Here is a 23,290-nt window from a genome sequence, read left to right as displayed (position 1 = left end):
TCGGGCCGAGCGGCGCTCCCGCCCAACGTGCGGCGGTGTTACGTTTCTTCGCCGAACTCGTAGCGATCCGGCGTCGCTGATCGGCGCCCGGTGTTGTGCGTCGGTGCGTCGCGGAGTCCGTACACGGCCGTGGCCGCCCCTGGGCGCAGGGGCGGCCACGGCACCGGGGCTGTGTGTCGACGGGCCGCTCGGGTGCGGTCCCGCCGACGGTGCGGCCGGTGTTACGCCCAGCGGACGACGTCGACCGTGTCGTTCGTCTGCGGGGGCTCCTGGAGGGACTGGAACGGGAACAGCGGGCGGGCCGTCTCCGTGTCGATGTCGATGAGAACGGCGATGGCGTGGGTGTTGTTCACCCACGAGGAGACCTCGTTGGCCGCGGTGGGGCCGTGGACGCCGCCGCTCATGGGCAGGTCGCGCAGGTCGACGTGGTATCCGGCGCCGATGCCGTAGGCCGGGCCGCGATTGTTGTAGTCGCGGTACAGGCACAGGGTGGCGGGCGGGCACGGCTCGCTGTCCTGGAGCTTGATCACGCCGGGCGGCAATGGGCCGACGGCGGCGTTGGCGGTGCCGGGGAGCAGCACGATGGTCAGGGTGGTGGCTGCCGAGGCGGCCAAGCGGGCCAGACCGCAGGCGCGCCGGAAGCGGGTCGTCATCTTCTTCTCCAAGGGGCTGATCGCCCGGCGGTGCCGGGCGCGCAGGGAACGAATGGTCCGGGCCCGGGCGTCCTCTACCGGCACCGGGGGCGACGGGAAGCCGTGGACTCCGCGGTGGGCGGGTCCACTCCTCGGAGGGAAAGTTACGTAAAGTGTTCAATATGTGACGGTAAGTTGTCGTGTTGACGCGTCAGTCGTACCCGGCTGGCGGAGAGGAGCGGTGCGGGGTGTCAGCTCCCGCCGAGGTCGGTACAGTGCGCGATCGTCGCGTCGTCCGGCGTCACCGCGTGGCGGGCCTCCGCCTGCCGGACGCGGCGAATGACGTCGGCGGGTCCGCTCGATGCCAGGAGGGCGATGACCGTCGGCCAGTCGCGAGCCGGAACCGGTCCACGATGCGGCCGGCCCCGTTGCTGAGCAGAGTGGCACCGGTCAGCTCGGAGACCGTACAGCTCCCGGTGATCGCTTCGTCGGCCGCCCGGGGGTCGTCCTTGGCCACCCAGAAGCCGCCCGGCTGGTTCCGGTTGGCCCGTAGCTCCCGGAGGATGCGGTGGTACGCGTCGCTCCCCTCGGCCGTGGCTTCGAGCGCGGACGCGTAGGGGCGGCTGATGACCCCTTCCCGGGGATCGGAGACGACAAGCGGCGCGCCGTCCGCCCGGTCGAGCACCAGGGTCGAATCACCGAGCACCAGATACTCGACGAGGCCGTCGGACAGGCGCAGGACGGCCACGGCCGCCGACGGGCTGATCGTGGCGGCCACGTCGCAGGTGTCCCGGTGAATGTCCGTCACCCGCTCGATGGCCTCGGCCAGCAGCTCCGGGAGGCCGCGGTCCCGTGCGAGGGGCAGGAGGCCGAGGAGGCTGCCTCCCAGACGGTTGGCGTACCAGGCCACGCCATGCCGGCAGACCGCCGCGGTGCCGGGGATGCCAGCACCGTCGACCAGCACCGCTGCCGTCGGCAGGGCGCCGGTGAAGTCCTCGTTCGTGCGGCCGGTCCGCGCCGCGGCGCTCGTCATCGTCACCCGCATGCCCCGATCCTGCCCTCCCGGCGGCAGGGCCACGCGTCACCCGGCAGCCGTCCGGATCGCGGGTAGCGATCGGACGGCTGATCCCGACGACTCAGTGGCCGGGGTCGGGTCCGGGGCTACGGCGCCCGGTCTGCCACCCGAAGGCTGAGGCTTGTCCCGTAACGATCCTCCGATGTGTCCGGAGTGTGGTCGGCTGCTGTCGAGACCGGACGCCTGGTCAGGCTTCGTGGATCCGGGCGTGCAGATGCGTGTCGTGGCGGCCGTCGGCGTGCAGCAGTGCTTGACGCCGTACGCCTTCCGGGGCGAAGCCTGTCTTCTGGAAGCTTGAGGTGGTGGCCCCGCTCGCCGCGTTGCAGCACGCGGCGGGCGGGGCAGGGGCTGAACTCTCCGGCCAGCAGGCCCGATTCAGCGCGGGCGTTCTTCACCGCGTCGCTGGTAGGCGACGTGGCTTGCCAGGGCATCGAGCTGTCGGCAGTGGTAGTCGGTGCCGGGCGAGAGCCGTCGCAGTAGTACTTCCCACGGCTGGCCGCCCGGCCGTACGACGATGGCGCAGGCGCCCCCGGCCTGGATCACCATGCAGGGCATCTCCTTGACCCGGTCGAACACCACCTGGCCAGGTCTCAACTGCCGCCATGACGTGAACACCTGTGGTGGACGTGGCACTTCGGACGGGCGGTCACGATGGTGCTTCGCCGTAGACGCGGCGGGCGAGTCGCTCTCTCGGGTGCTCACCCCAGCCTCCCGAACTTGCGCCGCCAGCGGTTCTCTTCGCGGACGCGAGCCCGAAGAGTCTGTATGACAGGGCTGTCGCGCTCCGTCGCGCGCTCCGTCTCACGCGCCTTGTCCTGACCGGGGCGGTTGAGGCGATCCGGGCATTCGGCCTCGCCGCACTCACACGGTGGGTAGACGAGCGGTGAGCGTCGGGCCGGAAAGTCCGCCCCTTCCCACGCCTCGGAGTCCGTCACCGCACCACCACCCCGTGGATGACGCGAGGGCCCACGTCGATGCCGTACAGCGCCAGCCAGAGGGCGCAGCGCCGCTCTCGCCGCAGCCGGTTCTCCGCGCGCTCCCAACGGTCGTACGCGTCTTGGGAGTACGGGCCATCGGGGGGACGCGGGACCATTCCGGCCGGGAGGCTGTCCAGTGAACCGGCGGCTTGCGCCGGTATAACCCCAGGAACAGGAACGCCGGTTCGAAGAACCGGGCGATAAGGTTGCGCATGTCGACGCTCCTTCAAAGCGTTGGCCATGCCCCGGGACGGCTACCACCGTCGCCGGGGTCTCTCGTGTATGGGCATGGCTGCCCGAGGCGCCACCTCACCGTCACAATTCGTAAGCGGTGAGTAGTCGCACGTTCAGCATGCATCCGCATGTTGGTAGAACGCAAGGATTGCGAAGTACTTGTTGGCGTTCACGTTGGGTTGAGGTGGACCGAGTTGAGCGATCAGACTCGCGAGTACCACCGAGGAAGGAAGGCGCGAACTGTGTCAGACAAGCGGCAGAACCCACCCACGGTCCGACTGCGGCGGCTGGCCGCCGAGCTTGGGCGTCTTCGTTCAGCAGCGAACCTGACGCGCGAGGAGGTCACTGAACGGACCGGTATCAATGCCGCGACCCTGTACCGGATCGAGAAGGCGCGTGCGCGTCCGCAGAAGCGGACATTGGTGGCCCTGATGGAGTTGTACGGGGCGAGCGAGACGCAGCGGACGGACTTGCTCGCAGTTCAGAGCGGTTCCCACGACCAAGGCTGGCTGAGGCCTTATCACTCGGAGTTGCCCGAGGAATACACTGCTTACATCGGCTTCGAGGCCGAGGCTCGCACGGTACGGAATTACGAATCGCTGTTTGTTCCAGGGCTGGCGCAGACCGAACGCTATGCACGCGCCGTGATCAAAGGCGTGTTGCCTACCGCCAGCCAGAAGGAAGTGGACCAGCGGGTGCAGGCGCGGATCGAGCGGCAGGCGGTGCTCACCAAGCCCAACCCGCTCCAGCTCTGGGCGATCATGGATGAGGCCGCCGTGCGCCGGACGGTCGGTGGGCGTGAGGTGATGCGCGAGCAGGCGCAGCATCTTGCCCGGCTGGCGGATGAGCCTCAGGTGACCTTGCAGTTGATCCCCTTCGAGAAAGGGGCGCACGCTGGCATGACCGGGAGTTTCGTACACATGGACTTCCCGGATGCGCAAGACCCGGAGTTGGTCTACGTGGATACGCCTGCGGGAGATCTGTTCCTGGAGTCCGAGGCGGAGATCCGGCGGTACAAGTCGATGTTCGAGCACTTGCAGGCTGTGGCGCTGGGCCCGGACGACAGCGCTGAGCTGCTGGATAGTGTGTGCCGGTCGGAGTGACTGAGAGAAGGTGTTCGGAAGTGCAGTACGACCTCACCGAGTTGGCATGGCGGACGAGTAGCTACAGCAGCGGCAACGGCCAGTGCGTCGAGGTTGCCGACGTGCGGGGCGCCGTTCCTGTGCGGGACAGCAAGGCGGCAAGCGGTCCGGTGCTGATCTTCGGTGCCGGGGCGTGGGCTGCCTTCGTGGCCGGGATGCGCGAGAGCGGCATCGCGGCCACTGTGTGATCCCTGAGTCCGGCCGCCGACCGGTCGGGGCGCTGCGCACGCGGACCGGTCGGCGGTCAGCCGTTCACCCCTCGGCCGGAGCCACCCCGATCGGGCACGAGACCCCCGTGCCACCGATTCCGCAGTAGCCCGCCGGGTTCTTGTCGAGGTACTGCTGGTGGGGCCGCTCGCGGTGACAGGCACTGGGCCATGCTGACTGGATCGAGGCGGGATCGTGTTGATGTTTCGACCTCCATCGCGGAGGTCGGGATGTCCCTTGCAGGCCGCACTCTCCATCCCACCTGCTCAAGCGGGTGGGATTCTCCTGTATGGCCACTTGTCTTGTGCCGAGTGACTGTCGGTTGCGCTGTGAGCCGTCGGGATGCCGGAGGGGCGGCGTCGGGGCTGGGTGCCTGGAGGCGGCTGGCTGGTTTCCGCAGGTTCGATGGGTGAGCTTCGCAATTTGCTCTTCATCCCGCCTTGAAGCCGGTGCTGGTGAGCCAGACTGGACTGGTTGAGGTCGCAGGAAGACGGGGAGTGCGGGGATGAGTGCTGAGATCGCTGCTTTGGTGGATCAGGCAGGGCCGTATCTGACGGCAGCTTTGGGTGCCTATGGCGTCGGGGTGTTGGCGCGGGCTGAGGACGCTGCTGTTGATGCCACGGCGAACGTGGGGCGACGGTTCCTGGACGTGGTCTGGCGTCGGCGGGGTGAGCAGGGGCGTGCCGAGCTGGAGGCGGCCGTGCGCGATGCGGCAGAGGAGCCCGATGACGCGGATGCTGCGGCGGCATTGCGTCAGCAGATCAAGCGCGCGTTGCGTGAAGATGCCGAACTTCTGACGGAGTTGGCGGCCTTGTTGCCTGCTGGGCAGTCGGGTTCGGTCTTGGTGACGGCGTCGGGTGAGCGGTCCATCGCCGCGCAGCACATCACCACGGCGATCACCGGTGACAGCGCGACCCTGCGGCCGTGACCGTGCCGGGTGCCGTTCCTGATCCATTTGCTATCGATGCGTCGGGTGAGAGGTCGATCGCCGCGCAGACGATCGGGTTCGCGGTATCGGGTGACGCCCGTTTCGTGAATCTGCCGCCCCAGGCAGAGCACTGGGCGAGGGAGGTGAAGGCGCCGCCGAACACGGTCAATCTTCCTGGGTCGGCTTCGGAGGTGTTCGTCGGCCGAGAGGACGCGCTGGGTCGGCTGCGTGACATGCTCACGAGTTCGGGTGACGCGGCGGTGACGCAGGCGGGTGCGGTTCACGGTCTGGGCGGTATCGGTAAGAGCACCTTGGTCCTGCACTACGCGGTCCGATACCGGGATGCCTACACCCTGGTGTGGTGGATCAACGCCGAGACCCCGGAACTGATCGAGGCCGGACTCGCCGCGCTGGCAACCCGGTTGTGCCCGCACTGGGCTTGCGGTGCCACGATCGAACAGCGTACGGCGTGGGCGGTGGCCTGGTTGCAATGGCATCCGGGTTGGCTGCTGGTCTTCGACAACGTCGAACACCCAGAGCGCCTGCGCCCCTACCTCGGTTCACTGCCCGGCGGGCACCATCTGGCGACCAGCCGCAAGGCCACCGGATGGCACACGATCGGCCCCACCCTTCCGCTGGACCTTCTCGGCCCCGCTGCGTCGGCCGACCTTTTGTGCGAGATCGCGTACGACCGGCGGACACCCACGCCGGAGCAGCGTGAGGAAGCTGAGGCTCTTGCCGCGGAACTCGGATACCTGCCGCTGGCCTTGGAGCAGGCCGGCGCCTACCTTCACCAGACCGGTAAGGAAATCGCCGCGTACCGGAGGGCGCTGCCACGGATGCTGTCCAAGCACTCCGAGGGCACCGACCCCGAGCGCACTGTGGCCCGCGTCTGGAACCAGACTCTCAAGGCCATCCGTGAGCGTGATCCGCTGGCCGTGACTCTCCTCAACGCCGCCGCCTGGCTCGCCCCGGACAACATCCCCCGCGCACTCCTGACACCCCTGGCCCCCGACGCGGACGAGGCCGACGACGCGGTAGACGAAGCACTCGGCGTCCTGCACGCCTACAACATGATCACGCTCTCCAGCCACACCCCCACCTTCAGCGTGCACCGCCTCCTGCAAGTCGTGCTGCGCACGCCCGCCCCCGATGCCGACCACCCCACCATGGGCAGAAGCACCGCCGAACAGGCCCTCGTGGCGTCCCTCCCCCCGTCCGGAGGCCCTTTGCTGGCTACCATGCGGCAGTGGGAGGAACTGATGCCCCACATCACCGCGCTCGCCACCAACCTCCCACCTGCCAGTGCCACCGACACCACCATCAACCTCTTCGACCGCGCTGCCAACCAAGCCCGGCAGGCTGGGCAGAAAGCGCGGGCCGTTCCCCTGTTGGAGGCCACCCTCGCCCAGCGTGTGCAGGTGCTGGGTGACACCCACCCCGACACCCTGAGCAGCCGGAACAACCTCGCCAGCGCCTGCCGGGAGGCGGGGGATCTTGCGCGGGCCGTTCCGCTGTTTGAGGCCACCCTTGCTCAGTACGAGCAGGTGCTGGGTGACACCCACCCCGACACCCTGATCTGCCGGAACAACCTTGCCGGTGCCTACCGGGAGACGGGGGATCGTGTGCGGGCCGTTCCGCTGTTGGAGGCCACCCTTGCCCAGCGTGTGCAGGTGCTGGGTGACACCCACCCCGACACGCTGAGCAGCCGGAACAACCTCGCCAGCGCCTACCACGAGGCGGGGGATCGTGTGCGGGCCGTTCCGCTGTTTGAGGCCACCCTTGCTCAGTACGAGCAGGTGCTGGGTGACACCCACCCCGACACCCTGATCTGCCGGAACAACCTCGCCAGTGCCTACCAGGAGTCGGGGGATCGTGTGCGGGCCGTTCCGCTGTTGGAGGCCACCCTTGCCCAGCGTGTGCAGGTGCTGGGTGACACCCACCCCAACACCCTGATCTGCCGGAACAACCTTGCCGGTGCCTACCGGGAGGCGGGGGATCGTGTGCGGGCCGTTCCGCTGTTGGAGGCCACCCTCGCCCAGTGGGAGCAGGTGCTGGGTGACACCCACCCCAACACCCTGATCTGCCGGAACAACCTTGCCTGCGTCTACCGGGAGTCGGGGGATCTTGCGCGGGCCGTTCCGCTGTGCGAGGCCACCCTCGCCCAGTACGAGCAGGTGCTGGGTGACACCCACCCCGACACCCTGACCAGCCGGCACAACCTCGCCTGCGCCTACCAGGAGTCGGGGGATCTTGCGCGGGCCGTTCCGCTGTTTGAGGCCACCCTTGCCCAGTACGAGCAGGTGCTGGGTGACACCCACCCCGACACCCTGCGCAGCCGGAACAATCTTGCCTGCGTCTACCGGGAGGCGGGGGATCTTGCGCGGGCCGTTCCGCTGTTTGAGGCCACCCTTGCCCAGTACGAGCAGGTGCTGGGTGACACCCACCCCAACACGCTGAGCAGCCGGAACAACCTCGCCAGCGCCTACCGGGAGGCGGGGGATCTTGCGCAGGCCGTTCCGCTGAAAGAATCAGACGAGCCGGACGCTCACCCTTCGGCCGGTGCCACGCCGATCGGGCAGGAGACACCGGTGCCGCCGAGCCCGCAGTAGCCGTTAATGTTGCGCGAGAGGTACTGCTGGTGATATCCCTCCGCGGGCCAGAACGTGCGGCCCTGCGCCGGGAGGATCTCCGTGGTGATCGCGCCGTGGCCGGCGGCCGTGAGGACCTTCTGGTATGCCTCGCGGGAGGCTGCCACCGCCGCTTCCTGCTCGGGGGAGTGGGTGTAGATCGCCGAGCGGTACTGGGTGCCCACGTCGTTGCCCTGGCGGAAGCCCTGGGTCGGGTCGTGGGACTCCCAGAAGAGCTTCAGCAGCTCGGCGTACGGGACGGTCTCGGGGTCGAAGACGACGCGGACGGCCTCGGTGTGGCCGGTCAGGCCCGAGCAGACCTCTTCGTACGCGGGGTTCTCGGTGTAGCCGCCCTGGTAGCCGGCCAGCGTCGTCCAGACACCGTCCGTCTGCCAGAACTTGCGCTCGGCGCCCCAGAAACAGCCCAGCGCGAAGTCCGCGACCTCCAGGCCCTCCGGGTACGGGCCCAGCAGCGGGTTGCCGAGGACCGTGTGGCGGGAGGGGACGGTGAATTCGGGGGTGGGGCGGCCCTTCAGGGCCTCCTCGGGGGTGGGGAGCTGCGGGGTACGGCGGTGCAGGAACATGCGGGGGCTCCTCCGGGGCTGGGCTGGGGTTCACCGTTCGTACAACGCGGTGCGGGCGCCGGAGATTCCGGTGCCCGCGGCGCGTCGGTGGTGGTCAGTCGCGGTCCACGCCCGTGACCTTCAGGGCGCTGTAGTCGTGGCACCGGACGAAGAAACTCTTCGGATACCTGTAGTACGACCACGGGGGGTACCGGCACGGGGTGCTGTCGTCGACGGGGCCGTCGATCACGCGGAACTGCTCCATCGCCGCTTCGTACCGGTCCTGCCAGTACAGCGTCCAGGCGAGCATATGGCGGGCCCGGACGATCCGCCGGTCCTCGGGGTCGGCCGCCGCGGCGGCGGCCACGTCGGCCAGGCAGGCGTCGGCCGCGGCGATCAGTTCCGGGCTCTTGTAGTACTCGTCCGGGTCCGTTTCCGAGCTGCTCCGTTCCTCCTTGAACGCGGCGTACAGCGGGAGCAGCGAGAGCAGCCGGCCGGGGCTGCTCCGCCGAGCCGCCTCGCGTGCGAGGTACTCGGCCTGCCGGTACGAGCCGGCCCAGTGGTGGCACCAGTACCGGAGCGCCGTGTCGTGGGCCGCGAGGCGGGGCCCACCGCGCACGACGATCTTCGCCCACAGGGCACGGCACTCGGCCTGGTCGTAGCCGAGGGCGAGGGCGCAGGGGATCTCTGCGACGTACGGGCACGGGTCGTCGTCCGCCAGTGCCTGGGCCTCGTGACATGCCTCGCGGGCCCTGGTCATCACCTGGCGGAAGACGGAGGACTGCTCCCATGTGGGGTTCTGCGTCGGACGGGTGCCGTGCACCTGCGCCGCGACACCGATCAACGCGCCGGCGTGCACAAGGGCCGCATCCGCGTCCTTGGGGCGTTCGGTGCGCCAGGCCAGCAGCCAGGTGTCGTCGATCGCGGCCTCGTCCTGGAGGACGGCGGCGCGCCGGTAACGCTCCTGCCGGTCCCGGCCCGCTTTGCGGAGGAAGGCGGCGCCCGCCCGCCAGTCGCCGGAGCGGAGGGCGGTGCGGATCTCCTCGTCGCGGATTTCCTCGTCGGGGATCCCTTTGTCGTGTCGGCCGGGGGCGCTCTCGGTGGCGGTCCACGGCGGCGTCTTCCGTACCTTCTTCCGTACCTTCGTCCAGAGGTACTCGCGCGCCTGGAGGGACTCGCGCAGAGAGGTGGCCGACGGGAGCAGCCGGGGTGTCGTTGTGGAAGGCTTCGGTTCGGTGCGGGGAAGGGGGCGGAGGTCAGGGTTGAGCAGGGCGCGCAGCGGCTTCGTGTCCGGGGCATCCGCCACCGCCGCGTCCAGGGCCGACGAGAGCAGCTCCGCGTGGTCCCGTGGCAGCTTCAGCGACGCCTCGTCGTCGGTCCAGGGCTGCCGCCAGTGGGCACGCCCCTGCCGTACGTACTCGGCCTCGGCCAGTTTCCGCAGCCCGAAGCGGAGTCCGGGCCTGGCGAACTCGCGGGCCACGCGACCGGTCGCCTCCCGGGCCTTGGCGGTCTTGTAGAGCTGGTCGGCGATCTGCCACTGTGCGCCCGCGTCGAGCGCGTCGAGCGCGTCGGTCACCGAGCCGTCGCCGCCGGTCACCGCGGCGACGGCCCTCCCCATGGACCGCGTCTCCAGCTCCCCGTGCACCTTCATCGACTCGTGCACCAGCTCCGGCCAGTCGACCCGGTGCAGTCGCAGCAGCTCCGGTGCCAGCACCTGCTCCTCGACAGCGGCCAGCGTGCACTCGGTGTCGACGAGCAGGCCCAGGGCCGGTGCCATGGGCGTCGGCCCGCGCCCGTCGTCGGGCAGCGCTTCGATCCGGGCGATCCGTTCTGTGAACGACTCATGCGCGTAAGGGGAGTCCGCTACGGACGGCAGGGAGTCACGCGACTCGTCCAGCACGTCCCTGCGCGCGGCCAGCACATGCCGGAGACCGCCGAGGACCTGGCCGGGCAGGGGCAGCATCCCGGCCTTCACGCCGAGCAGGGCGTACGAATCCATGTACTCCTCGTGCGTGTGGTGGAGGACCTGGAACTCGCGCAGCGCGCTCGCGCTCACGTCGCGGCCCGCGATCCGCGCCGCGGCGACATCGGCCGCGGACTTCGCGGAGCCGATGTCGGACATCGCGACGCGTGTGCAGAAACGCTCGTACCTCCGGTACCGCCCCGCCAGCAAGCGGTACGAGGCACCGGCGTGCCCCGGGTCGATCTTCCTGGCCTTCCTGCCCTTGGCGCGGGCCTTCGCGGCCTTCTGCTCCTGGCGTTCCCGTTCCCTGGCGACGGCCTTCTCCGCCTGTTCCTGGAAGAGGGCGACGGCACGGGCGGTCTGGTCCCGGCCGCGTGTGACGACCGAGGCGAGGCGGGTGTCGGAACGGGCGTAGCGGCTCATCTCGTACGCGAGCACGAAGCGCAGCTGGGCCTCGGACATTCCGGCCAGCAGCGGTATCCCGACGAAGAGTCGGCGTCGACCGGCGACCAGGCCGAGAAGCCTGGTGTGCTCGACGGCCGAGGCGTTCACCTCGGCGGTGAGCACGATGTCGTCGGGCGCGCGGGTGCCGGCCTGGTCGGCAAGATCGCGGACCAGGGCCCAGAGGCAGGGCTGCTGGGTGTCGTCGACGCGCAGTCCGCGTACGTCGTCGTGGTGCGGCGTGCGCGGCAGGGACATGCTGCGCGTGATCGAGAGCGCCGGCAGAGAGGTGCGGGCGAGGAACATCACGGCGACGGGAAGCCACGCCCAGCGGAACACGGCCCAGTTGGCGACGGAGAGGACGGCGAGCAGGAGGATGCCCAGCAGGTAGAAGCCGACGAGCAGGGCAACGGCGCGGAAAGTACGCAGAGTTGGGGTCATCGGACGGATTCCCCCACGGGAAGGGGACGGGAAGCGGTGGTGGTGGTGCGCGTGGGGAATCGGAGTATGTCGTCCCGCGGACGGGCGCGGCAACGCGATAACGGGGGCTGCCGGTGGCCGGGGCCGCGCAGGCCGCGCCGCCCCGGTCGTCACTCGGGGAACGGGTGCCGGGCGCCGGGCCGCACGGCTAGTGCGGCAGCGTCGCCGGGCTGCCGCCGTTCGCCTCGTAGCCGGCCACCGCCAGCGCGCGGTAGACCGTGTACTCGGCGGCCGGGTCGGGGTCCTGCGTCCACGGCAGCGCGCCCACGTGGCCGTCGATGTGGACGAGCTGGGCCACCGCCTCCGACCAGCGCTCCATCCGGACCAGGAAGAGGACCAGGAGATGGCGGACGTGGGCGAGCATCGGGTCGTCCGGGCGGGCCGCGTGCACGGCGAACAGGGCGCCCTCGACCGCCTTGGTCACCACCGCGCTCCGGTAGAAGCCCTGGACGAGGTTGACCTCGGGCAGGTGCTCGTACACCGCGAACAACGGCAGCGCGGCCAGCAGCGAGCCCTGCGGGGCGCGGGCGGCGGCCGCGGTGGCGAAGCGGTCTGCCTCCTCGCGCGAACCGTGCCACTTCTCGCACCAGAAGTGCAGCGCTGCGATGTGCGCGCCCATGTGGGCCGGGGCGCGGTCCATCACCTTCGCCCAGAGCCGGTCGAACTCCTCGTGGGAGTAGCCGAGTCCGCGGGAGACGGCCAGTTCGGTGAGGTACGGAACGGGGTCGCCCGGCGCCAGCAGCGCCGCCTCGCCGCAGACCGTACGGGCCTCCTCCAGGATGATCCGGAAGTCGTCCGTCCCCGCGGTCGACGAACGCCACGCCTGCTGCACCAGGAACTCGGCGTGCACCGCCGCGCCGCCCGCGTCCTTCGGCGCCTCGGCCCGCCACTTGCGCAGCCACGCACCGCCGACCCCGGGCTGCTGCGCCAGCTCCAGCGACGCGGCCCCGGCGAACGCCTGCACCCGCTGCCACCGCACCTCGCCCTCCTTGGGCGTACCGGCCAGCAGCTGCGAGGCCGCCCGCCAGTCCTGGGAACGCTGCACCACGTCGAGCACGTCCAGGAGGTCCTGGTCCGGGCCCGGCAGCCGGATGTCCAGCTCCTCCTGGCGCACGAAGCCGTAGGCGTCCGGGTCCGCGGCGTCCGGGGAACCCGGCGCGACCTGCCGGATTCCGCCCCGGCGGCGCAGCACGAAGGGGCCGACGACAGCCGCGAGCATGCACAGGGCGATCAGGAACCAGAGAATCTCCATGCCCCCATTGTCACCGGACGGCCCGGTAGTCCGGTGGGCGCCCTCGTGACGAACTACGCTCGGGCCCCATGAGCGACCAGCACAGCTTCGAGACCCTCGCGATCCACGCGGGAAACACCGCCGACCCCCTCACCGGCGCCGTCGTCCCGCCCATCTACCAGGTGTCCACGTACAAGCAGGACGGCGTGGGCGGACTGCGCGGCGGCTACGAGTACAGCCGCAGCGCCAACCCGACCCGTACCGCCCTGGAGGAGAACCTCGCGGCCCTGGAGGGCGGCCGCCGCGGACTCGCCTTCGCCTCCGGCCTCGCCGCCGAGGACTGCCTGCTCCGTACGCTGCTGACCCCCGGCGACCACGTGGTCATCCCGAACGACGCCTACGGCGGCACCTTCCGGCTGTTCGCGAAGGTCGTCTCGCGGTGGGGCGTCGAGTTCTCCGTCGCCGACACCTCGGACGTGGCGGCGGTACGGGCGGCGATCACCCCGCGCACCAAGGCGGTCTGGGTGGAGACCCCGTCCAACCCGCTGCTCGGCATCACCGACATCGCCGCGATCGCCGGTGTGGCCCGCGCCGCGGGCGCCCGCCTGGTCGTCGACAACACCTTCGCCAGCCCCTACCTCCAGCAGCCGCTGGCCCTGGGGGCCGATGTGGTGGTGCACTCCACCACCAAGTACATGGGCGGCCACTCGGACGTCGTCGGCGGTGCGCTGATCACGGACGACGCCGATCTGGCCGAGGAGTTGGCGTACCACCAGAACGCGATGGGCGCGGTCGCCGGGCCCTTCGACGCCTGGCTGGTGCTGCGCGGCATCAAGACCCTGGCGGTCCGCATGGACCGGCACAGCGAGAACGCCACCAAGGTCGCCGATCTGCTGACCCGGCACCCCAAGGTGACCCAGGTCCTCTACCCGGGGCTGCCCGAGCACCCCGGCCACGAGATCGCCGCCAAGCAGATGAAGGCGTTCGGCGGCATGGTGTCCTTCCGGGTCCAGGGCGGCGAAGAGGCCGCGGTCCAGGTCTGCAACCGGGCGAAGCTGTTCACCCTCGGTGAGTCGCTGGGCGGCGTCGAGTCACTGGTGGAGCACCCGGGCCGGATGACCCACGCCTCGGCGGCGGGCTCCCCGCTGGAGGTGCCGGCCGACCTCGTCCGCGTCTCCGTCGGCATCGAGAACGCCGACGACCTGCTGGCCGACCTCACGCAGGCGCTCGGCTGAGGACCGTCCCACATCTGATCCGGGCGGGCCCGAACAACTCGGACCCGCCCGGCCGTCCGGGGCCTTGTCAGGCGTTGACCTGCTCGTCCTCCAGCATCGTCCGGATCTGTTCGCGCAGTTCCGGGCTGTCGGTGTGTTCGTGGACGGAGACCGCGTGCTCGGCGGCGGCCCGTACGACTTCCTCCTCCTCGCCCGAGATGGTGAGAGAGCAGTGCGACACACTCGGATGCTTGCGACAGTCGGCGATCTTCCTGGTCATGGCAGCCTCCCGGGGACCGGCCCGCAATTCCGTACGTTCCAGGATAGTTCGGCCTTCCTCGCCGTTCACCAGCCCTCCAGCGGAGTCGTCTCCGCCGGAGGTACCTGCCAGGGGTGTGCGGCCATCGCCCAGACCGTGAACGCCACCACCGCGGCGCACGCCAGCAGCAGCATCAGCCGGCGGACGAACAGCCGCCGGCGCAGCAGCCTGCCGCCGCGCTCCGAGGCCCGCTGCGCCAGATCGGCGGGCACCTGCGGATGCGGACCGTCCAGCATGCGCCGGACCTCGTCCTCCCGGTCGCCGACGCCGCTCACCGCGCGACCCCGGGAAGACCCGGCGTGCCCCGCCGCGCCGTGGGGCGGCGGGTGCCGCGCATCGTGGCCACCGAGCGGTTGCAGACCGCCCGCACCCGCTCCACCGTGAGGCCGAGCAGCGCCGCCGCCTGCTCCTCGCCGACCCCCTCGTACAGCCGCAGTACGAGGACGAGGCGTTCCTGCGGTGTCAGCGGGGCCAGCAGACCGCCGCGCGGCCGTTGATGGCGCCAGACCTCGTGGGCGAACCGGACGGCGAGCTCACGCCGGGTGCGGTCGTACGGATCCTCGCCGCGCAGCCGTTCCCACTGCGCGTACGTGGTCGCCAGCGCGGCGCTCAGCATCCGCCGGGCCCGCGGGTTCGCCCCCGGCGGCCGCATGGGCTCGGCGGTGAGCAGCGTGGCGGTGTGCAGCAGACGGCCGGCCGCGCCCGCGACGAAGGTCTCGAACTCCTGGGCGCGGCGCCGCTCCCGGCCCGACTGGCGCTCTCGCACAGTCCACATCCGAGCCGCTCACGGGGCTCCTGGTCAAGAGGCGTGCACCAGGTCGGCCGAGGCCGGGCCACGGCCCTAGCCGGCCGGAGGTGCCGGGTGCGAGGTCTGGCGGGCGGCCAGCGAGGCGTTGAACCGGGTGAGCAGCGCGCAGAACGTCTCGCGCTCCTCGGCCGTCCAGCCGTCCGTCACCTGCGTCATCAGCTCGCGGCGGGAGCCGCGGACCTCGTCCAGCCGGGCCTGGCCGCGCGGGGACAGCTGGAGCACGACGGCCCGGCCGTCCTCGGGGTGAGAGGTGCGCTTGACCAGCCCGGTGTCGACCAGCGGCGCCACCTGCCGGGTCACGGTCGAGGAGTCGATCCCCATGCCCGCGGCGAGCGCCTTGACGCCCATCGGCCCTTCCCGGTCCAGCCGGTTGAGCAGCAGATAGGCGGCCCGGTCCATGGAATTGCGCACCTGGCCGACCCCGCCGAGGCGGGTCTGCTCGGCACGGCGGGCGAATACCGCGACCTGGTGCTGCAGAGCGTCGAGGACGCCGTCGGAACCCGGGGGTTCGGGGGCGGCGCCCCCGGAAGGAGACGCAGCTGTCGTCATGTCCTGAGGGGGCATGGCCGGGGGCTCTCTTCGTGCGGTGTCGGATGGGTGGGGGACAGAGTACGCGGCCACGGGGCAACGCGTACCAGCGCTGCGCAAACCCGTGGACAACGGCCCAGGAGGGGACGGGACGCGGCGGCCGGTGCCCTGCCGAGCCGGGCCGAGCTGCAAGACTTACCGTATGAACTTCCGCACGACCGGCCAGTTTCCCCCGCTGATCCTCGACGACATCCGCGGAGCGCAGAAGATGCTCTCCGGCGTGGCCAGGATGACCGCCATGGAAGGCAGCCGACACCTGACCGACCTGGTGGGCGCGCCGGTCCACCTCAAGTGCGAGAACCTCCAGCGGACCGGCTCGTTCAAACTGCGTGGCGCGTATGTCCGTATCGCGGGGCTGTCGCCGGTGGAGCGGGCGGCCGGGGTCGTCGCCGCGAGCGCCGGAAACCATGCGCAGGGTGTCGCACTCGCGTCTGCGCTGCTCGGCGTACGGTCGACGGTCTTCATGCCGGTCGGGGCGCCGCTGCCGAAGGTGGCCGCGACCCGCCAGTACGGGGCCGAGGTCCGGCTGCACGGACATGTCGTGGACGAGACGCTGGCCGCCGCGCAGGAGTACGCCCAGGAGACCGGTGCGGTCTTCATCCACCCCTTCGACCACCCGGACATCATCGCCGGGCAGGGCACGGTCGGGCTGGAGATCCTCGAACAGTGCCCCGAGGTGCGGACCATCGTCGTGGGGATCGGGGGCGGTGGTCTCGCGGCGGGCATCGCGGTGGCGGTCAAGGCGGTCCGGCCCGATGTGCGGATCGTCGGGGTGCAGGCGGCGGGCGCGGCCTGCTATCCGCCCTCGCTGGCCGCGGGCCATCCGGTGTCGATCGATTCGCCGGTCACGATGGCGGACGGCATCAAGGTGGGGCGCCCCGGCGATGTGCCGTTCGAGCTGGTCAGGGAGCTGGTCGACGAGGTCCGTACGGTCTCCGAGGATGAGCTGTCCAGTGCGCTGCTGCTCTGCCTGGAACGGGCGAAGCTGGTGGTGGAGCCGGCCGGTGCGAGCCCGGTCGCGGCGCTGCTGAGCGATCCGGAGTCGTTCCGCGGGCCGGTGGTCGCGCTCCTGTCGGGCGGCAATGTGGACCCGCTGCTGATGCAGCGCGTCCTGACCCACGGCATGGTGGCGGCCGGCCGCTATCTGAGCCTGCGGCTGCGGCTGGCCGACCGCCCCGGCGCGCTGGCCACGCTGCTCGGCGTGCTCTCGGTGGTCGACGCCAATGTGCTCGACATCGGCCATGTGCGGACCGATCCCCGGCTCGGGCTCACCGAGGTCGAGGTGGAGCTCCAGCTGGAGACGAAGGGGCCGGCACACTGCGCGGAGGTCTCGGCGGCGCTGCGGGACGCGGGCTATCTGGTGATGGGCTGACCGTGCCGGTGCTGCGGGGCGCGGGGTGTCCGGCGATGGACCGGCCCGTGCCGCGCGGTCTTCGGCAACCCGGGCGTGTCGCCGTCCGGCGCCCGGCCGACGGCGCACCCGGTCCGGGCGGAGCCGCACACGCGAGGAGCCCCCGGCCGTCGGGCCGGGGGCTCCTCGCGTCGGTGTGCGGGATCAGCCGGTGTACGGCTTCGCCGCGAGGATCTTCACGGTGGCCGTCCTGCCGTTCGGCAGCTCGTACTCGGCGTCGTCGCCCATCCGCTTGCCGTTCACACCAGTGCCGAGCGGCGACTGCGGGGAGTACGTCTCGATGTCCGAGCTCGCGTACTCGCGGGAGGCGAGCAGGAAGGTCATCGTGTCGTCCGGGTCGCCGTCGAAGGCGATCGTCACGACCATGCCGGGCTCGACCACGCCGTCGTCGGCAGGCGCCTCGCCGACCTTCGCGTGCTCCAGGAGCTGGGTCAGCTGGCGCACCCGGAGCTCCATCTTGCCCTGCTCCTCCTTGGCGGCGTGGTACCCGCCGTTCTCACGCAGGTCGCCCTCCTCACGGGCCGCCGCGATCTTTACGGCGATTTCCGTGCGCGCGGGACCAGACAGGTGCTCCAGCTCGGCCTTGAGCTGGTTGTACGCCTCCTGCGTGAGCCAGGTGACGTTTTCGCTGGTCTGGGTCACAGGGTGCTCCTCGTCGGTACTGGGAATACAAAGCATCGCCCTACCCGTAAGCATGTGCTTCCACGGGTGGGCGAAACCACGAGCCTAACAATTCCGCAGGAAAAGGGGGAGAAGGTAAAACGTCGGGACCGCGTGTGCGCAGGTCAGCCCGGACGTGGTGGTTCAGGGACGGCGTGCGCCGGTCAGCGCGACGCCCCGCCGTCGGTGGTGCAGCCCAGCAGCTCGACGCTGGTGGCCCTGGCCGTCGTGCGCAGCGACAGGACGCGGTCGATCCGGTCGGTGCGCTCGTCGAAGCGGAAATCCCTGCGGGCCACGTCGCTGCCGTCCTGGTGCTGCGCGCGCAGGGTGCAGTAACCCTTGGCGTCCGTGTCCTTGCGCACTTCCAGATGGATGTCGACCCGCTGGTCCGAGACGACCTGGCGCTTGATCACCTCGGCGCTGATGCCCTGGCCGGTGACGTAGTCGTAGCCGATCCAGCCGACCACGCCGAGCAGCACCACGCCCAGCACCGAACCGATGATCTTGAGCTTGCGGTCCGCCCGCTGGTCCGCGGAGCGGCCGTAGCGGTTCTCCGGAAGCGTCTCGGGCACCGCCGTCATGATCGTTCCTCCCGTACCGGGGATCGAGGAATTTTCCGCCCCCCGGTTCGGTCACTATAGAAGCCTGCCCACATGCCGAATCACTGAGGATCGAGTCTTGACCGAGCAGCTGCGACTGATGGCCGTTCACGCCCACCCCGACGACGAGTCGAGCAAGGGCGCGGCCACGATGGCCAAGTATGTGTCCGAGGGGGTGGACGTGCTGGTGGTGACCTGCACGGGAGGCGAGCGCGGCTCCATCCTCAACCCCAAGCTCCAGGGCGACGCGTACATCGAGGAGAACATCCACGAGGTGCGCAAGAAGGAGATGGACGAGGCCCGGGAGATCCTGGGCGTCGAGCAGGAGTGGCTCGGCTTCGTCGACTCCGGCCTGCCCGAGGGCGACCCGCTGCCGCCGCTGCCCGAGGGCTGCTTCGCGCTGGAGGACGAGGAGAAGGCCGCGGGCCGGCTCGTCCGCAGCATCCGTGCGTTCCGGCCCCAGGCCATCACGACGTACGACGAGAACGGCGGGTACCCGCACCCCGACCACATCATGACCCACAAGATCACGATGATCGCCTTCGACGGTGCGGCGGACACCGAGAAGTTCCCCGAGACGGAGTTCGGCCCGGCCTGGCAGCCGCAGAAGCTCTACTACAACCAGGGCTTCAACCGGCCGCGCACGGTGGCGCTGCACGAGGCGCTGCTGGCCCGCGGCCTGGAGTCGCCGTACGGCGAGTGGCTGGAGCGCTGGAAGGAGTTCGAGCGCGACGAGCGCACGCTGACCACGCACGTTCCGTGTGCGGACTTCTTCGAGATCCGGGACCGGGCGCTGATCGCGCACGCCACCCAGATCGATCCGGAGGGCGGCTGGTTCCGCGTCCCGATGGACATCCAGAAGGAGGTCTGGCCGACCGAGGAGTACGAGCTGGCGAAGTCTCTCGTCGATACCTCCCTCCCCGAGAGCGACCTCTTCGCGGGCATCCGCGACAATGCCTGATATGTACGCGACCCAGGCACTGACCGACCTCGTTCCGCTCGCCGCAGAGCTCGACAAGAACAAGGTGACCCCCGGCGTTCTCGGCTTCATCGTCTTCGCGGCGCTCGCCGTGGGCGTGTGGCTGCTGATGAAGTCCATGAACCGGCACATGGGCAAGGTCGACTTCGAGGAGGCCCCGGATCCGGACGCGGTGGCCGAAGCCCCCGTGGCGGCCGGTTCCGCGCAGGGGAAGTGACCCGAAGCCGACGGTGGTGAGCGTGGGCGGCCCCGGAGTTCCGGAGCCGCCCCGACACCGCACCGGCCGGTGACCGGCCGGAGCCACGGGCGTGCCCGGACCCGGGACGTCCTCAGAGCCTGCCGGGTGGCCTCCGACCGGGCGATCGCAGGCCACCCGACAGGCACTCAGCCGCCGGCCGGGCCGTACGCGGCCGGCACCGGTACGCCCATGACCTCCCGGGCGTGGCGCGTCGGCGTCATGCCCAGGCGCCATGCCTGCCAGCCGTCCTCCAGGTCCACACCGCGGTTCAGTACCACGGTGAACGCCCTCGCGCAGTCCTCCAGCTTGCCGTCGCGCGCCGCGTGCCCGGCCCGCAGCAGCTCGGCCAGCTCCTCCTGGGCCACCACCGTGCCCACCTCGCTGCCGCCCGGTGACGCGTAGGGCAGCAGCGTGCAGCGCAGGAAACGGGCCCAGTCCGCCCCCCGCGCGTCGCCGTACGAGTCGAACAGCTCCACCGCCTCGCCGCACAGCTCCAGCGCCTGCGGGGACCGGTTGTTCCCCGCGTCGACCAGCGCCAGCTCCAGGCACGTCCACGCCTCGCCGTGGGCGACCCCGATGCGCCGGAAGTCGGCGCGGGCGTCCATCAGGAGCTGACGGGCGAAGCCGGAGTTGCGCAGGTTCCCGGTCTGGGCCGCCCGCTGGTCACGGGTGACCCGGCCCGAGTGGTGGCGGGCGCACGCCAGTCCGTACACGTCCCGCATCCGGGAGAACATCGTGCGGGCCCGCTCCAGCTGCCGGACCGCCCGGTCCGTGTCGCCGCTCTCCTCCAGGGCCTGGCCCAGGTAGAACAGCGTCCACGCCTCGCCGCGCGCGTCCTCGTTGTCCCGGTGCCGCTCCAGCGCCAGATTCAGCTGCTCCACCGCCGGGGCCGGATCGCCGTCCAGGAGCCGGGCCCGGGCCAGCTGGGTCAGCGCCCAGGCCTCGCCGCGCTCGTCACGGGTGCTGCCGTACAGCTCCAGGGCCCTGCGCAGCGCCTCCTCGGCCCGCGCCACCTCGCCCATCCGCAGCAGGGTCTGGCCGAGCTGGAAGCGGGTCCACGCCTCGCCGTGCAGCGACTCGCCCTCCCGGTGCAGGGCCAGCGCGGTGTCCAGCAGCGTCAGCGCCTCCGCGAGCCGGGCCCGGTCGCGCTCCACGGCCGCCAGGGCATGCATCGACCAGGCCCGGTCCTCCGCCTGCTCCTCGGAGGACTGCAGCTCGATCGCCTCGCGCAGCCGCGCCGACGCCTCGGTCAGATTGCCCTGGTGGTGCAGGGTGATGCCGAGCGAACAGAGCGCCAGCGCCGTACCCGCCCCGTTCTGCGCCTCGCGGTAGAGGCCGACCACCGACGACAGGGTGGTGCGGGCCTTGTCCAGCTCGCCGAGCTGACGGGCCGCGATGCCGGTGCGCCACTGCACGGACCGCTCCAGCAGCCCCTTGTCCACCGCCTGCGTCAACTCGCTGATCTCGCCCAGCCGGTAGAGGTCGCCGCGCAGCAGGCAGTAGTCGCACAGCGCGCCCAGCAGGTCCAGCACGGCGCCCTGGTCGACGCCCTCGGCGTGCCGCAGCGCGGAGGTGATGAAGCTCGACTCGTCGTCCAGCCAGCGCAGCGCCGAGTCCAGCGAACCGAAGCCGTGCGAGCCGAACTGCCCGGCCCGGGTGGACATCTTGCCGTCCACCATGCGGATCACCGCGCCGGCCAGGTCCGCGTAGTTGCGGATCAGCCGCTCCTGCGCCGCCGTACGGTCCGCGGCCGGCTCCTCGTCCCGCAGCCGGGCCAGCGCGAAGCCCCGTACGAGGTCGTGCAGCCGGTAGCGCGAGCCCCGGACATGGGTCAGCAGCCCGGCCCCGGCCAGCGTCCTCAGCAGCCGCTCGGCCTCCTGCTCGTCGGCGGACAGCAGTGCCGCCGCCGCGGCGGCGCCCAGGCTCGCCCGCCCGGCCAGCGCGAGCCTGCGCAGCAGCCGCCGGGCCTGCTCGGTCTGGTCGGTGTAGCGCAGCCACAGCGCCCGCTCCACCGGCTCGACCGGACCGTACCCGGCCAGACCGGCGGCGAGGCCGTCGCGGGTGCGGGCGCCGAGCGAGGAGCCCGCTACGCGCAGCGCGAGCGGCAGCCCGCCGCACAGCTCCGCGACGGTGTCCGTCGCCCGGGCGTCGTACGGCCCCTCCTCCGGTGTCGCGGCCGCCTCGCGCAGCAGCTCCTCCGCGCCGGCCGCGTCGAGCGCGCCGACCGGCAGCTGATGGACCCGGGCCGGGACGTCGTCCGGCAGCCGGAGCGGCTCCCGGGCGGTGACCAGGACGAGGCTGTCGGAGCGCTCCGGGATCAGGGTGCGCACCTGCTCCGCGTCACCGGCGTCGTCGAGGACGACCGTCACGGGGGTGCCGGTCAGATGCTGGTGGTACAGCTCGCTCAGCCGCCGCACCTGCTGCTCGGCCGAGGCCCTGCCCCGGGCCGACGGATCCGCCCCGCCCGGGGACGCCGCCCCGTCCCGGAACAGCAGCTGCTCACGGGGCGCGCCCAGCCGGTTCAGCAGATGCAGCAGCGCGTCTCGGGTCGGCAGCGGCGTCTCACCGGCCACATCGCCGCGCAGATCGACCACGCACGCGCCGCGGAACAGGTCCTTCAGGCTGTGCGCGGCCCGCACCGCGAGGGTGGTGCGTCCGGAGCCGGGCGTGCCGTGCAGGACGACGACGACGGGTTCGGTCTCGGTCGACGCGCGGGCCTCCCGCACCCATTGCGCGATCTGCGCCAGTTCGGTGCGCCGGCCCGCGAACGGCCCGTCACAGGCGGGCAGATGACCGAACGACTGCTCCAGGAGCGCACGGGTACGGGCCGCCGCGCTGCGGTCCGTGCGGCGCGGCGACGGAGCCGTACGCGACTGCGCGGGGACCTTCTTCGAAGTGGCGCGTGACGCGGCGGTGAGCATCCGCTGCTGGTCCAGGAAGGGCCGGATGCCCCGCACTTCCAGAGCCGCCAGCCACTGCAGCCTCAACTGCTCGGCGCCGCCGGGCTGTCCGAGCGCTCCGGCCCGCCGGTGGGCGGCCGGCCAGTGCGAGGCGGTGACCTTGGCGACGGTGGCGGTGGCGCCCGCGACGGCGACGACGGCGCCCGCGCCGAGGGCCGGCCCGGTCGCCGTACCGAACGCGACGTCCGCACCGAAGGCGGCGACCGCGGCAACCCCGGTGACCAGCAGCGGAGTTCCCAGTGTCTGCCGGCTGAAGCGCTGGGCCGGCGGCTGCGCCCCGGCCCCGGCCGCGTCCAGTGCCTGGACGTACGCGGCGTACTCCTCGGCCGCGGTGTCCGCCAGTGAATCCAGCGCTGCCCGCCCGCGCGCCGTCAGCGTTCCGGCGTCGGCCCGGCCGCCCGAGCGCCGCATCTCCTCCTCGACGGCGCGTACCAACAGCCCTTCGGCCTCGGCCCGATGGCTGTCCCGCATAGGTTTCCCCCTTCGGATACGACGGTCGCGACTGCCGCGCACGGCAGACGGCGGTTCGAAGACAGGGCCCAGTCTCCTGTCTGCGGCCCGTCGGCGCGAGACGCCGCACCCGTGCCGTGCGGGCGCGGCTCCGGCGGGCCGCACGACCAAGATCACGAACGGTGTCCGGCCGCATCCGCTCGGTAGTGGATATTTCTGACGGCTCCACAGAAACCCGGAATCCGCTTCGGGTTGACCACGGGCGACCGCGTCGAAAGCTTCAGGAGTGCCTTGACGGAGTCGGAGTCGGCGCCTTAGGTTCGTGTTGTCGTCAATTAGATGTCAGATGCCGTGAAGCGATGGTCTGATCGCCCGGACTCTGCTCGATATCGGCAATGGGGGAGATGGACGATCAGCCCGGTGACGGGTGCTCATATTTCTTGACTCAAGGCTGCCCAGGACCCGTTCGCGGGTCGTTCGCGTGCGCCGAAGGGTTCCGGTTCCGCAATTCGGTTGCGGGGGCGAAAGGTAGCGGCCGCGCGGCGGGCGCCTTTTTGATCC

General features: G+C 71.0%; 22 protein-coding genes and 1 pseudogene. 8 read left to right on the top strand and 15 right to left on the bottom strand.

Annotated features, from left to right (window positions below):
* Positions 1-221: 221 nt before the first annotated feature.
* The 4 genes from ABZ622_RS00485 to ABZ622_RS00470 all read right to left on the bottom strand — a co-directional run bounded on the left by ABZ622_RS00485 (position 222) and on the right by ABZ622_RS00470 (position 2,800).
* Positions 222-737, bottom strand: coding sequence for a peptidase inhibitor family I36 protein (locus ABZ622_RS00485; protein ID WP_360538838.1), 516 nt, complete (start codon positions 735-737; stop codon positions 222-224).
* A gap of 196 nt (positions 738-933) precedes the next feature.
* Positions 934-1,677 (bottom strand): integrase, encoded by a 744-nt coding sequence (locus tag ABZ622_RS00480; protein WP_360538835.1) that lies wholly within the window; start codon positions 1,675-1,677, stop codon positions 934-936.
* A gap of 405 nt (positions 1,678-2,082) precedes the next feature.
* Complete coding sequence (locus ABZ622_RS00475; protein WP_360538832.1) at positions 2,083-2,253, bottom strand: hypothetical protein; 171 nt, start codon at positions 2,251-2,253, stop codon at positions 2,083-2,085.
* Positions 2,254-2,638: 385 nt separating this feature from the next.
* Positions 2,639-2,800, bottom strand: coding sequence for a hypothetical protein (locus ABZ622_RS00470; protein ID WP_360538829.1), 162 nt, complete (start codon positions 2,798-2,800; stop codon positions 2,639-2,641).
* A 360-nt stretch (positions 2,801-3,160) separates the two neighbouring features.
* Here ABZ622_RS00470 and ABZ622_RS00465 point away from each other — a divergent pair, with 360 nt between their 5' ends.
* Positions 3,161-4,021, top strand: coding sequence for a helix-turn-helix transcriptional regulator (locus tag ABZ622_RS00465; RefSeq protein ID WP_360538826.1), 861 nt, complete (start codon positions 3,161-3,163; stop codon positions 4,019-4,021).
* A 20-nt stretch (positions 4,022-4,041) separates the two neighbouring features.
* Complete coding sequence (locus ABZ622_RS00460) at positions 4,042-4,248, top strand: DUF397 domain-containing protein (protein ID WP_360538823.1); 207 nt, start codon at positions 4,042-4,044, stop codon at positions 4,246-4,248.
* Between the two features lie 64 nt (positions 4,249-4,312).
* On the opposite strand, the pseudogene ABZ622_RS00455 reads toward ABZ622_RS00460, so the two are convergent.
* Positions 4,313-4,408 (bottom strand): annotated as a pseudogene (locus ABZ622_RS00455) (peptide-methionine (S)-S-oxide reductase); the annotation flags it as partial.
* Between the two features lie 364 nt (positions 4,409-4,772).
* Between ABZ622_RS00455 and ABZ622_RS00450 the strand changes: the two are divergent.
* Together ABZ622_RS00450 and ABZ622_RS00445 are read left to right on the top strand one after the other, a co-directional pair.
* Entirely contained in the window at positions 4,773-5,195 is a 423-nt protein-coding gene (locus ABZ622_RS00450) for a hypothetical protein (protein ID WP_360538820.1), read from the top strand.
* Positions 5,196-5,428: 233 nt separating this feature from the next.
* Positions 5,429-7,807 (top strand): tetratricopeptide repeat protein, encoded by a 2,379-nt coding sequence (locus ABZ622_RS00445; RefSeq protein WP_360538817.1) that lies wholly within the window; start codon positions 5,429-5,431, stop codon positions 7,805-7,807.
* Here ABZ622_RS00445 and msrA read toward each other — a convergent pair.
* The 3 genes from msrA to ABZ622_RS00430 form a co-directional block, all read right to left on the bottom strand.
* Positions 7,744-8,409 carry a peptide-methionine (S)-S-oxide reductase MsrA gene (gene msrA, locus ABZ622_RS00440; protein ID WP_360538814.1) on the bottom strand — a complete coding sequence of 222 codons (666 nt, stop codon included), beginning with the start codon at positions 8,407-8,409 and terminating at the stop codon, positions 7,744-7,746. The genes ABZ622_RS00445 and msrA overlap by 64 nt on opposite strands.
* A 94-nt stretch (positions 8,410-8,503) precedes the next feature.
* On the bottom strand, positions 8,504-11,233 hold the full coding sequence (locus ABZ622_RS00435; protein ID WP_360538811.1) for a M48 family metallopeptidase: 2,730 nt from the start codon (positions 11,231-11,233) through the stop codon (positions 8,504-8,506).
* 187 nt (positions 11,234-11,420) lie between these two features.
* The gene (locus ABZ622_RS00430; RefSeq protein WP_360538808.1) at positions 11,421-12,524 is read right to left on the bottom strand and encodes a hypothetical protein; all 1,104 of its coding nucleotides are present in this window, start codon (positions 12,522-12,524) and stop codon (positions 11,421-11,423) included.
* Between the two features lie 68 nt (positions 12,525-12,592).
* Between ABZ622_RS00430 and ABZ622_RS00425 the strand changes: the two genes are divergently transcribed.
* Positions 12,593-13,738 carry a cystathionine gamma-synthase gene (locus ABZ622_RS00425; RefSeq protein WP_360538805.1) on the top strand — a complete coding sequence of 382 codons (1,146 nt, stop codon included), beginning with the start codon at positions 12,593-12,595 and terminating at the stop codon, positions 13,736-13,738.
* A 67-nt stretch (positions 13,739-13,805) separates the two neighbouring features.
* On the opposite strand, the gene ABZ622_RS00420 is transcribed toward ABZ622_RS00425, so the two are convergent.
* The 4 genes from ABZ622_RS00420 to ABZ622_RS00405 form a co-directional block, all read right to left on the bottom strand.
* Entirely contained in the window at positions 13,806-13,997 is a 192-nt protein-coding gene (locus tag ABZ622_RS00420) for a DUF1059 domain-containing protein (protein ID WP_259929844.1), read from the bottom strand.
* Between the two features lie 65 nt (positions 13,998-14,062).
* The gene (locus ABZ622_RS00415) at positions 14,063-14,311 is read right to left on the bottom strand and encodes a hypothetical protein (RefSeq protein ID WP_360538802.1); all 249 of its coding nucleotides are present in this window, start codon (positions 14,309-14,311) and stop codon (positions 14,063-14,065) included.
* Positions 14,308-14,802, bottom strand: coding sequence for a sigma factor-like helix-turn-helix DNA-binding protein (locus tag ABZ622_RS00410; RefSeq protein ID WP_360538799.1), 495 nt, complete (start codon positions 14,800-14,802; stop codon positions 14,308-14,310). Before ABZ622_RS00410 ends, ABZ622_RS00415 begins: the two co-directional genes overlap by 4 nt.
* Before the next feature lie 75 nt (positions 14,803-14,877).
* A complete protein-coding gene (locus ABZ622_RS00405) occupies positions 14,878-15,408 on the bottom strand; it encodes a MarR family transcriptional regulator (protein WP_360538796.1) in 531 nt (176 codons plus the stop codon).
* A 166-nt stretch (positions 15,409-15,574) separates the two neighbouring features.
* Between ABZ622_RS00405 and ilvA the strand changes: the two genes are divergently transcribed.
* Positions 15,575-16,804, top strand: a complete 1,230-nt coding sequence (gene ilvA, locus ABZ622_RS00400) for a threonine ammonia-lyase (RefSeq protein ID WP_360538793.1) — start codon at positions 15,575-15,577, stop codon at positions 16,802-16,804.
* 183 nt (positions 16,805-16,987) lie between these two features.
* On the opposite strand, the gene greA is transcribed toward ilvA, so the two are convergent.
* Together greA and ABZ622_RS00390 are read right to left on the bottom strand one after the other, a co-directional pair.
* Entirely contained in the window at positions 16,988-17,485 is a 498-nt protein-coding gene (greA, locus tag ABZ622_RS00395; protein WP_360538790.1) for a transcription elongation factor GreA, read from the bottom strand.
* 182 nt (positions 17,486-17,667) lie between these two features.
* Entirely contained in the window at positions 17,668-18,084 is a 417-nt protein-coding gene (locus ABZ622_RS00390; RefSeq protein ID WP_360538787.1) for a DUF4307 domain-containing protein, read from the bottom strand.
* Positions 18,085-18,181: 97 nt separating this feature from the next.
* Here ABZ622_RS00390 and mca point away from each other — a divergent pair, with 97 nt between their 5' ends.
* Both mca and ABZ622_RS00380 read left to right on the top strand, forming a co-directional pair.
* Positions 18,182-19,063, top strand: coding sequence for a mycothiol conjugate amidase Mca (gene mca / locus ABZ622_RS00385; protein ID WP_360538784.1), 882 nt, complete (start codon positions 18,182-18,184; stop codon positions 19,061-19,063).
* Between the two features lies 1 nt (position 19,064).
* Positions 19,065-19,298 (top strand): hypothetical protein, encoded by a 234-nt coding sequence (locus tag ABZ622_RS00380; protein WP_360538781.1) that lies wholly within the window; start codon positions 19,065-19,067, stop codon positions 19,296-19,298.
* 167 nt (positions 19,299-19,465) lie between these two features.
* Here the strand turns inward: ABZ622_RS00380 and ABZ622_RS00375 are convergent, their stop codons facing one another.
* Positions 19,466-22,750, bottom strand: a complete 3,285-nt coding sequence (locus ABZ622_RS00375) for a tetratricopeptide repeat protein (RefSeq protein WP_360538778.1) — start codon at positions 22,748-22,750, stop codon at positions 19,466-19,468.
* Between the last annotated feature and the right edge of the window lie 540 nt (positions 22,751-23,290).

This window comes from Streptomyces sp. NPDC007164, assembly GCF_040634135.1.
Lineage (GTDB): Bacteria > Actinomycetota > Actinomycetes > Streptomycetales > Streptomycetaceae > Streptomyces > Streptomyces sanglieri.
This window is presented reverse-complemented; position numbering and strand designations above follow the sequence as displayed.